Here is an 8,994-nt window from a genome sequence, read left to right as displayed (position 1 = left end):
GCGCGCGGTCATCGCCGAGTCGTACGAGCGCATCCACCGCTCCAACCTGATCGGCATGGGCGTGCTGCCGCTGCAGTTCCCGGAGGGGGCCTCGGCCGCCACGCTTGGGCTGACGGGCGAGGAGACGTTCGACATCACGGGCGTCGAGGAGCTCAACTCGGGCGGCATCCCGCGCACCGTGCACGTCAAGGCGGGCGACGTGGAGTTCGACGCGGTCGTCCGCATCGACACGCCGGGCGAGGCCGACTACTACCGGCACGGCGGGATCATGCAGTACGTTCTTCGCTCGTTGCTCGCGAAGTGACTTCCCGGGCCTTCGCGCGGTCATGAGCCGAGCGAAGGGCGGGAGCCCTTGGCTTACTTGAGCCGGGGTTGGGCGCGATCCTCACGCGCCCGTATCGGGGGAACCACCCGACACAGGAGAGCCGCTCGGCGGGACACCCCCCGCCGGGCGGCTCTTCGTCATCCTGACATCGTCCGGTAGCGGTGGACGGCCAGCGGCAGGAACACCACGAGGATCGCCACCGACCAGATCAGGCTCGCCGCCACCGGGTGCTGGAGCGGCCAGGCGGAGGAGACCGAGGTGGGGTTGCCGAAGAGGCCACGGGTCGCGGCCACGACGGCGCTCATGGGGTTCCAGTCGGCGACGGGCTTGAGCCAGACCGGCAGTCCCTCGATGGGGACGAACGTGTTGGCCAGGAACGTCATCGGGAACAACCAGCCGAACGTGGCCGCGTCCGCCTGCGCGCCGCTCTTGATCCACAGGCCGATGTACGTGCCCACCCAGATCATGGCGAACCCGAACAGGGCCAGCAGCCCGAAAGCGGCCACCGTCGACCCGAGGCTCCCGTGCGCCCGCCACCCGGCCAGCAGGACTCCGGCCAGCACCATCGCGGCCAGCGACAGCAGGTGCATCGACAGGTCGGCCACAGTGCGGCCGACCAGCACGGCGCTGCGGGCGATGGGCTGGGCGCGGAACCTGTCGATGATCCCGCGCGCCATGTCCTCGCCCACGGTGGTGGCGGCGGAGGTCGCGGTCATGGCCATGACCTGCATGAAGATGCCGGGCATGAGGTAGTTGCGGTAGTCGCCGCCGTTGGGCAGGGTGATCGCGCTGCCGAAGACGTAGCCGAACAGCACGGTCATGATCACGGGGAACACCAGGAAGCCGGCGATCTCGCCCGGCTGTGCCTTCAGCCGCGAGTAGGTGCGGCCTGCGATGGTGAGGGAGTCCAGCAGGGTCCAGCGCAAGGTTTCGTACATCGATGGGCTTCTTTCAGGCCGTCAGACGGAGGAAGACCTCGTCGAGGGTGGGCCGCCGCAGCGCCAGGTCCTCCACGGGGATGCCGGCCGCGTCCAGCGCGCCGGCGATGCGGATGAGCGACTGCGCGCCGTCGGCCGCGGGAACGGTCACCTGCCGCCCCCCGGCGCTCTCGATGTCCGGCGACCCGGCGCGCCGGAGCAGCCGCAGCCCCGCGTCCACGTCTCCCGGCTCCCGGAAGACGACCTGGACGCGATCGCCCCCTACCGTCCGCTTCAGCTCGGCGGGCGAGCCCGCGGCGGCCACCACGCCCTCCCTCAGGACCACGATCTGGTCCGCCAGCTGGTCGGCCTCGTCCAGGTACTGCGTGGTCAGCAGCAGGGTGGTGCCCTCCTTCACCAGGTCGCGCAGCAGGTCCCACAGCTGCAGCCGGCTGCGCGGGTCGAGCCCGGTGGTGGGCTCGTCCATGAACAGCACCGGCGGAGAGACGATCAGGCTCGCCGCCAGGTCGAGCCGGCGCCGCATGCCCCCGGAGTACTCCTTGACCGGCCGCCGCGCCGCCTCCGCCAGGCCGAACCGCTCCAGCAGCTCGTCCGCCCTGTGCCGCGCCTCAGTCCTGGGCAGGTGGTAGAGCCGCCCGAACAGCTCCAGGTTGCGCCGCCCGGTCAGCAGCTCGTCCACCGCCGCGTGCTGCCCGGCCAGGCCGATGCTGAAGCGCAACCGGGCCGCGTCGCGCACCACGTCCAGCCCGGCGACCTCGGCCCGTCCCGCGTCCGGACGCAGGAGCGTGGTGAGGATGCGTACGGCGGTGGTCTTGCCCGCCCCGTTCGGCCCGAGTAACCCGCAGACCGTGCCCGCGGGGACCTCCAGGTCGATGCCCTTGAGCGCTTCCGTGGCCGCGTACCGCTTCCATAACCCTTCCGCGTAGATCATCGCGACACCTCCTTAACGGTGTTAAATCTAACAGCGTTAAGGATGCATTGAACGTTGTTAAGCTGTCAACCGTGGCACTCGAAAAAGGCACCATCGTCGCAACCGCGCTGCGGCTGCTGGACGACGTCGGGCTCGACGGGCTGACGCTGCGGCGGCTGGCCGCGGAGCTGGGCGTGCAGGCCCCGGCGCTCTACTGGCACTTCAAGAACAAGCAGCAGCTGCTGGACGCGATGGCGGCGGAGATGATGTCCGGGCACCAGTCCCGTCCCGGGCTGACGGAGCCGGGCAAGTGGCGAGAGTGGATCGCCGACTACGCACACACCGACCGCGCGATGCTCAACTCCTACCGTGACGGGGCCAGGCTCGTGGCGGGCACGCGGCCATCACCCGAGCTCTTCGCGGCGGTGGAGCGGGTGGTGGCAGGGCTTGAGTCGGCGGGGTTCACGGCCGGGGACGCGATGCGCGGGCTGTCCACGGTCGCCGGGTACGTGGCAGGGTTCGTGCTGGAGGAGCAGGCCGACAGGACGCGTACGGACCCGGAGCACGCCATGCCGGACATGGAGGAGTTCCAGGCGGCCTATCCGCGGCTCATGGCCGGCATGGCAGAGGAGGGCGACCCGCAGGGCGATCGGGCGTTCGAGAGCGGGCTGCAGCTGATCCTGGACGGCATGGAGCTCCGCCTCAACGCTCAGGCCACCTTGGAGGCGGGGGCCGACCAGGAGTCGCAGGCCGAGGGGGAGACGGCCCGGTAGCCGCGCTTGAGCCAGTAGACGCGGGTGGCGCCCTTGCCGTGGCTGCGGTAGCCGTCCTCGTCGCCGCTGGCCCGGGTGGCGTCGAGCAGCGCCGCCCAGTCCTGCTCGGTGCGGCCGAGCGAGTCCCACACGCTGCCGAGGAACACCCCGGCCAGGCAGTCGGCCTGCAGCTCGTAACGCCGCTTCAACTCACCCTGCCGATCGGTCCATACCCTGGCCTTGTACGACCGCCAGATGCCGAGCTGGCTCTGCAGGTGATGCCCGTACTCGTGGGCGGCCACCTTGAACGGGTAGAGGTCGGTCCGGTTCTCGATCCACCCGCCGGTGAGTGGGAACACCAGGGTGCCGCGCTCGGCGCAGTAGAAGGCGGCCGCGTACTCGGGCCACGGCACCCCGCACACGGTGCTCTCGGGCTCCTCGTAGTACCGCACGACGGGCTTGCTGAACGCCCACCCGGCCCGCTCGAAGTACGCGGCCCACGACTTATCAAGACATTTCATGACCACTTCGAGGTACTGCCGGGCCCGCGGAATCCCCCCGTACGTGATCGCTGTCTCCCGGCAGGCGGTGTCACGCAGCTTCCCGGCCGTCTTGGAGAACGGGCTCGTGACGGGGGCGGCGTGGGCGACCTGGGCGGGTACGCAGACGGTCGCGAGGATCGAGACGAGGGCCAGAGCGCGCTTGAGCGGGAGGAACTGCACGGAGGGCAGCTTAACGATCAGCCGCAATGTGGCACGATAGAGATGCCACCCGGCGAACCGTTATTTCGCCGGGCGGCAAACTTCATAGCATCCGATTGAGCGCGGTGATCGCTTCTGCGACAACGTCGTCGGGCACGTTGCCAATAAAGAAGTCGAGCCTGTCGGGTGAGATCGCGCGCACTTGCTCGATCATCGCCCAGCTCGTCCTGGCTAGCCCGGTGCCATTCCGGTCGATGCGGATATGTGAGGGGTATCCGCGCTCGCGGCTGGTCAGCGGCACCGCGAAGATGAGCCCCAGCTTCGATCGGTTGAACCGGTCGCTGCTGAGGATCATGGCTGGGCGGTCAAAGCCTTGCTCGCGACCGACCGGATTGTGGTCGAACTGCGTGAACCAGATCTCACCTTGGGCTAGTTTCATCCTTCTCCTCAGGGAATGTGATCAGTCCCTCCCACTCCGGCGCGATCCGGCGGGAACGGGGTCGTGGCCCCAGCCAGGCCTCGCGCTCGGCGAGGTATTCAGCCCAGCCCTCGGGGTCTTCGCGCTGGGTCCGCTCGATCTGCTCGTTGAGGGTTTCCCAGAACAGCTTCTGCTCGTAGTCGGCGATGGCGTCGTTCAGCACCTCGGTCATGGCTCGGCCCTCCTTGCGGGCGATTGCGGCTAGACGATCTCGGGTCTTCATGCTGACGCGTATCGACGTCCCAGCAGCTTTAGGTCTCATGGCCATACTCCAGACACTACGTCGGCGTCGTGAGAGGACACTACACCCGCTCGGTCACTCTCGCAGTAGAAATGGCAACAGAGAGTAAAGATGATTGACTCTCCTCCATGACTGATGCGGCATTAGTGCTGATTGTTGGTGGTCTGGCGGTCTTCGTCGGGGCGATTGTCCAAGGTGGCGTGGGTTTCGGCCTCGGGCTGGTCGCCGCCCCCGTGCTCACCATGCTGGACCCCGACCGCATGCCCGGCGCCATCCAGGTCGTCAACGTGACGCTGCCGCTGTTCACGCTGGCCGTCGAGTGGCGGACGGTGGACTGGCGCGGGCTCGGTTTCGCGGTGCTGGGAAGGCTGCCAGGAAGCGTCATCGGTGCAGTCATTGTTGTCTACGTTTCCGTATACATCAGGGGTGCCTTCGTGGCCGTCATGGTGCTCATCGCCGTGGCGCTGACGGCCAGGGCGCTGAGCGTGCCGCGCAACGGCCTGACGGTCGCCTCGGCCGGATTCGTCTCGGGGATCACCGGGACGGCCACCGGCATCGGCGGGCCGCCCATGGGTCTCGTGTACCAGCACGCCAAGGGGCCGCAGATCAGGGCGACGCTGGCGATGTTCTTCTTCCTGAGCGCCGCCCAGTCGCTGGTCATCCTCGCGGTCGTGGACGAGCTCCCGGCCCGGGCGCTGTTGACGGGGGCCGGGCTGATCGTGCCCATGGTGCTCGGCTTCCTGGTGTCGGGGCGGCTGCGGCGGTATCTCGACGGGGGCAAGGTGCGGGGGGCCGTCCTCGCGGTGGCCGCCGCCTCCGCCGTGGCGCTGCTCGTACAGACCGTGATCGCACAGCTCGGGGTGTGAGACCGGCAGACGCTTGATGTCCGAGACCGCTGTGCAGCCGCCGTCCATCGAAGGAACCGCCTGCCGAGCCGGACCGCTCGATGACCGATGAGCAGCTGATCTCGATGCTCGTGGCCCCGTGATCGCTCTCGTGGGGCTCGCCTTCCGGCTGCCCCGCCGTACGATCAGGGCCGATCGGCAGGCGCCCTCCCCCTGGCTGGTACTCGGGGTCACGCTGGTGGCCGGGGTCGTATTCGAGATCACGCTCCTGGTGCCGGTCCCCACCCCGCTCTCGGCCACCCTGCCGGCGCTGGTGGCGTCCGAGGCGGGGATGACCGTGCTGGCGCTGACATGGTCGGCCAGGCAGGGGCGGGGCGGAAATTTCAGGCGACAGGGGCGGGCCTGCCGCAGGGTCTCACCACAAGGTCAGGACGCCGTGTTCTTCGTGCGGAAGGCAGCCAGTTCCTTGGCGGCCTCGTTCAAGTCCTTGGCCGTGTCGATGGCTCGCCAGTACACCCCTTGCGGCAGCTCGTAGCCCGCCAGGCGGCGCTGGCGTGCAAGGTGGGGGAATGTGCTCCGCTCGTGGTCGCCAAGATCCGGGAGCATCGGGGTGAACGGGGCGGAGAAGACGTAGACACCGGCATTGACCGGGTAGGGCGACGGCGGAGCCTCGACGAAGTCCAGGACGTTGCCGAAACGGTCGATGTCGACGGTCCCCCAGGGGAGCCGGGGGCGGACCAGGGCGAGGGTGGCAAGCGCGTCTCTCTCATGGTGGAAGTCCGCCATGGCGCGCAGACTGAAGCGGGTCCAGATGTCGCCGTTGGTGGCATACCAGGGCTCGCTCCGGCGGGGCAGTGAGGCGGCGGCGAACTTCAGTCCGCCACCACGTCCGAGCGCTTCGGCCTCGACCACCGGGATCACGTTGAGTGGCAAGTTCGCCGTGCTCAGCCAGTCGAGCACCGTCTCGGCGAGGTAGCCGCAGGAGATGACGGCATCAGTCACTCCCTCCGCCGCCAGCCATTCCAACTGGTGACCGATGATGGGAAGACCGGTGCCTGGAATCTCGACCATCGGCTTGGGCCGGGTGTCGGTGTAGGGGCGCAGGCGTGATCCCTGGCCGCCGGCGAGGATTACGGCCTGGGTCACCGGCCGAGATACCAGCGGCGACTCACCAGCGGACGGGATGAGATCGTCGAAAGTCATGCCTGCAATCTAGATGCGGCCGACCGGCCCCCGCCCGCCATCAGCCCGCGCGAGATGGTGCGGTGGAGCGGCCCTTCAAGACCCGATGAGCGACGAGCGGCCCCGGAGCAACTGCGCGACTGCGAGCCGGCCAAGGTGGCGTCGCTGTCGGAGCTGGGACAGGCGATCGTGGAGGCCGGCGTCCCGGACCCGTCTCCGGCGAACCTGATCTGTCCCCTACCGAGCCTGCGCCGGCGGGCGAGGGCTGATGCCCTGCGGGGCGGTCAATCGGGGGTGATGCCGAGGACGTCCCCCAGGGGGCTGTCGCGGAGAATCGCGTGCAGGGCCGCCAGGACGGCGGGCACGTCGTGGCCGGCGAGCGCCTCCGCGCCCCAGGCCGGCATCGACTGCTGGGCCTGGGTGATCTCGGGGGTCAGGGCCCGCCCCCGCGGGGTCAGGGTGAGCTCGACGCGGCGGCGGTCGTCCGAGGGGATGCGCCGCTGGACGAGACCGGCGTCCACCAGGCGGTCGACCAGCCGGCTGGGGTGACCCGACTCGGCGATGATGCGCGCGCCGAGCTCGCGCAGGGCCAGCGGCTCGTTCGCGCCGATGATCAGGATCGCCTCGGCCTGGGCGGGCGTGACGCCCAGGTGCCGCAGCGCCTCGCTCGACCGCCGCTCGATCTCCCGCTGTGCCGCCTTGATCGCTTGAGCGAGGGCCAGGACCTGGTCGTTCATCGGCAGTCAGGGGCACGGCGCCGCGACAGCCCGATCCCCGCCCACGCCGAGCACCTGTCCCAGGACCGCCAGGCCCCTTCCACCGGTTGAAGGGCACCACTCGGATCCTTGGACCGTCCGGTCACAAATCTCACCTGAAGTGGCCCGCTCCGGCGATCTCGTCGCAGGCGGCGAGATCGCCGGATGGGCTCGATGAGCCGACCCCGTCGGCGGAAGCTTCGCCCGCCCGTCGGCGACACCTGGCCGTCACGTCGCCGCGCGCGTCACCAGCCGGGAGACCGGCTATCGGCTCGGGAGCGATCGCGGTAGCCCGAACCATGGGAGCACGCCGCGGTCGAAGCGGGTCATGGCGCAGATCCGGTCTCCGGTGAGGGTGAGGGCGAACAGGCCGGTTCCGTGGCGGATGCCGGTGGAGGTGCTCAGGTAGACCCCGAACGCGGGTTGACCGTTGGCCCGCGTCGGCACGAGGTCGAGCCTCCGGCCCGAGCCGAACATACCGGCGCAGAAGCGGGCCACGACGTCTCGGCCCTCGTATTCGAGAGGCATCGGCAGCATCGACATGAAGACGTCGTCGGTCAGAAGGGCCAGCAGCGCGTCGAGATCGGCGGACTCGTACGCGCTGACGAACTTCGCCACGATCGCCTCCTCAGCGGGCGAGCCGGAGGCGGGGGGCGGTTCGCGGTCGGCGGCCCCCGGCCAGCGGCGCTGCAGGCCGGCGCGCGCCCGTTTGAGGGCGCTGTTGGCTGATTCGACGGTCGTCTCCAGCATGTCGGCCACCTCTTTTGCGGGGAACTCCAGGACGTCGCGCAAGATGAGGACGGCGAGCTGGCGAGGCGGCAGGGCCTGAAGGGCGGTCACGAAGGCCAGAGAGATGGATTCGGTCTGTTCGTAGCGGGCCTCCGGGCCGGGTGGCACGTCGATCACGCCCTCAAGGAGGGCGTCGGGATATGGCTCGAGCCATACGACCTCGCCCAGCCGGGTCGGCTCGGGCGGTTCAGCCCCGGGAATGTTCCACTCCATGGCGGGTCGCCGGCTGGCCGAGCGAAGCGCTTTGAGACACCGGTTGGTGGCGATCCGGTAGAGCCAGGTGCGAAGCGAGGAGCGTCCCTGGAACCCCGCGAGACCTTGCCAGGCGCTCAGCAGCGTGTCCTGGAGGGCGTCCTCGGCGTCCTGGAAGGAGCCGAGCATCCGGTAGCAGTGCACCTGCAACTCCCGGCGGTACGGCTCAGTCAGCTCCCGGAAGGCGTCGCCGTCCCCGGTCCGCGCTCTTGAGATCAGGTCGGCTGTCACCGCCCTCACCACCTTCTTCCCGCGTCTTGTCGCGCTCTCATCCTGATGTAGACCCCGGCCGAGGGGAGAACTGGGCGGTCGGAGCGCGCCCAGTTCGCCGGCATCGCGGCATCTGCATCAGTGGCAGTTCACAACGCCGACCAAGGAGACCCGACATGGGAAAGATCATCATTAGTGAGAACGTCACACTCGACGGAGTCGTCCAGGACCCGGACGGTGAGGAGGGCTTCACGCACGGCGGCTGGTTCCGCCGGATCGGGGAGAAGAACCTGGAAGCGTAGGCCAAGGTCGAGTTCGACGAGTCGCTGGGCGCCGAGGCACTGCTGCTGGGCCGGCGCAGCGACGAGTGGTTCGCCACGCGATGGCTGTCCCGCGGCGGTGAATGGGCGGACAGGCTGAACAGCCTGCCCAAGTACGTCGTGTCGACTCTCCGAGAGCCCAAGTGGGGCAACGCGACGGTGCTCAAGGGCGACGTGGCCGACGAGGTCTCGAAGCTGAAGCTCGTCGACATCCGCCGGGCGTCGCCGGTGCCCATCGCCGCCGGGGAGCGATGGTTCGGACGGCAGGGTTTCGCGCCGGCGCTCGCCCGTCAGGC

The 8,994-nt window shown here is 69.2% G+C and carries 11 protein-coding genes and 1 pseudogene; 4 read left to right on the top strand and 8 right to left on the bottom strand.

What is annotated here, in order from left to right; all coding sequences use genetic code 11:
- Positions 1 to 304 (top strand): annotated as a pseudogene (acnA, locus tag AB0J09_RS46265) (aconitate hydratase); the annotation flags it as partial.
- Positions 305 to 462: 158 nt separating this feature from the next.
- Here the strand turns inward: acnA and AB0J09_RS46260 are convergent.
- Positions 463 to 1,263 carry an ABC transporter permease gene (locus AB0J09_RS46260; protein WP_360706224.1) on the bottom strand — a complete coding sequence of 267 codons (801 nt, stop codon included), beginning with the start codon at positions 1,261 to 1,263 and terminating at the stop codon, positions 463 to 465.
- Between the two features lie 13 nt (positions 1,264 to 1,276).
- Positions 1,277 to 2,194, bottom strand: coding sequence for an ATP-binding cassette domain-containing protein (locus tag AB0J09_RS46255; protein WP_360706221.1), 918 nt, complete (start codon positions 2,192 to 2,194; stop codon positions 1,277 to 1,279).
- Positions 2,195 to 2,265: 71 nt separating this feature from the next.
- On the opposite strand from AB0J09_RS46255, the gene AB0J09_RS46250 reads away from it, so the two are divergent.
- Entirely contained in the window at positions 2,266 to 2,946 is a 681-nt protein-coding gene (locus tag AB0J09_RS46250) for a TetR/AcrR family transcriptional regulator C-terminal domain-containing protein (RefSeq protein WP_360706218.1), read from the top strand.
- On the opposite strand, the gene AB0J09_RS46245 is transcribed toward AB0J09_RS46250, so the two are convergent.
- Genes AB0J09_RS46245 through AB0J09_RS46235 form a run of 3 tightly spaced genes read right to left on the bottom strand, consistent with a single transcriptional unit; the run spans position 2,883 to position 4,276 of the window.
- Positions 2,883 to 3,674: a neutral zinc metallopeptidase gene (locus AB0J09_RS46245; protein WP_360706215.1), complete on the bottom strand. Its 792-nt coding sequence runs from the start codon at positions 3,672 to 3,674 to the stop codon at positions 2,883 to 2,885. The two genes, AB0J09_RS46250 and AB0J09_RS46245, sit on opposite strands and share 64 nt — an antisense overlap.
- A 55-nt stretch (positions 3,675 to 3,729) precedes the next feature.
- A complete protein-coding gene (locus AB0J09_RS46240) occupies positions 3,730 to 4,065 on the bottom strand; it encodes a type II toxin-antitoxin system PemK/MazF family toxin (RefSeq protein WP_360706212.1) in 336 nt (111 codons plus the stop codon).
- Positions 4,046 to 4,276: a hypothetical protein gene (locus AB0J09_RS46235; protein ID WP_360706209.1), complete on the bottom strand. Its 231-nt coding sequence runs from the start codon at positions 4,274 to 4,276 to the stop codon at positions 4,046 to 4,048. Before AB0J09_RS46235 ends, AB0J09_RS46240 begins: the two co-directional genes overlap by 20 nt.
- 197 nt (positions 4,277 to 4,473) lie before the next feature.
- Between AB0J09_RS46235 and AB0J09_RS46230 the strand changes: the two genes are divergently transcribed.
- Positions 4,474 to 5,211, top strand: coding sequence for a sulfite exporter TauE/SafE family protein (locus AB0J09_RS46230; protein ID WP_360706206.1), 738 nt, complete (start codon positions 4,474 to 4,476; stop codon positions 5,209 to 5,211).
- Between the two features lie 405 nt (positions 5,212 to 5,616).
- Here the strand turns inward: AB0J09_RS46230 and AB0J09_RS46225 are convergent, their stop codons facing one another.
- The 3 genes from AB0J09_RS46225 to AB0J09_RS46215 form a co-directional block, all read right to left on the bottom strand.
- A complete protein-coding gene (locus tag AB0J09_RS46225) occupies positions 5,617 to 6,393 on the bottom strand; it encodes a nucleotidyltransferase family protein (RefSeq protein WP_360706204.1) in 777 nt (258 codons plus the stop codon).
- A 263-nt stretch (positions 6,394 to 6,656) separates the two neighbouring features.
- The gene (locus AB0J09_RS46220; RefSeq protein WP_360706201.1) at positions 6,657 to 7,109 is read right to left on the bottom strand and encodes a winged helix DNA-binding protein; all 453 of its coding nucleotides are present in this window, start codon (positions 7,107 to 7,109) and stop codon (positions 6,657 to 6,659) included.
- Positions 7,110 to 7,391: 282 nt separating this feature from the next.
- Positions 7,392 to 8,399 (bottom strand): sigma-70 family RNA polymerase sigma factor, encoded by a 1,008-nt coding sequence (locus AB0J09_RS46215; protein WP_360706198.1) that lies wholly within the window; start codon positions 8,397 to 8,399, stop codon positions 7,392 to 7,394.
- A 155-nt stretch (positions 8,400 to 8,554) separates the two neighbouring features.
- On the opposite strand from AB0J09_RS46215, the gene AB0J09_RS46210 reads away from it, so the two are divergent.
- Positions 8,555 to 8,680, top strand: a complete 126-nt coding sequence (locus AB0J09_RS46210) for a hypothetical protein (RefSeq protein ID WP_360706195.1) — start codon at positions 8,555 to 8,557, stop codon at positions 8,678 to 8,680.
- The last annotated feature ends 314 nt before the right edge of the window (positions 8,681 to 8,994 follow it).

This window comes from Nonomuraea sp. NPDC049784 (assembly GCF_040659615.1).
Lineage (GTDB): Bacteria > Actinomycetota > Actinomycetes > Streptosporangiales > Streptosporangiaceae > Nonomuraea.
Note: the sequence above shows the minus strand (reverse complement) of the source record. Positions and strands in the feature narration are given on the sequence as shown.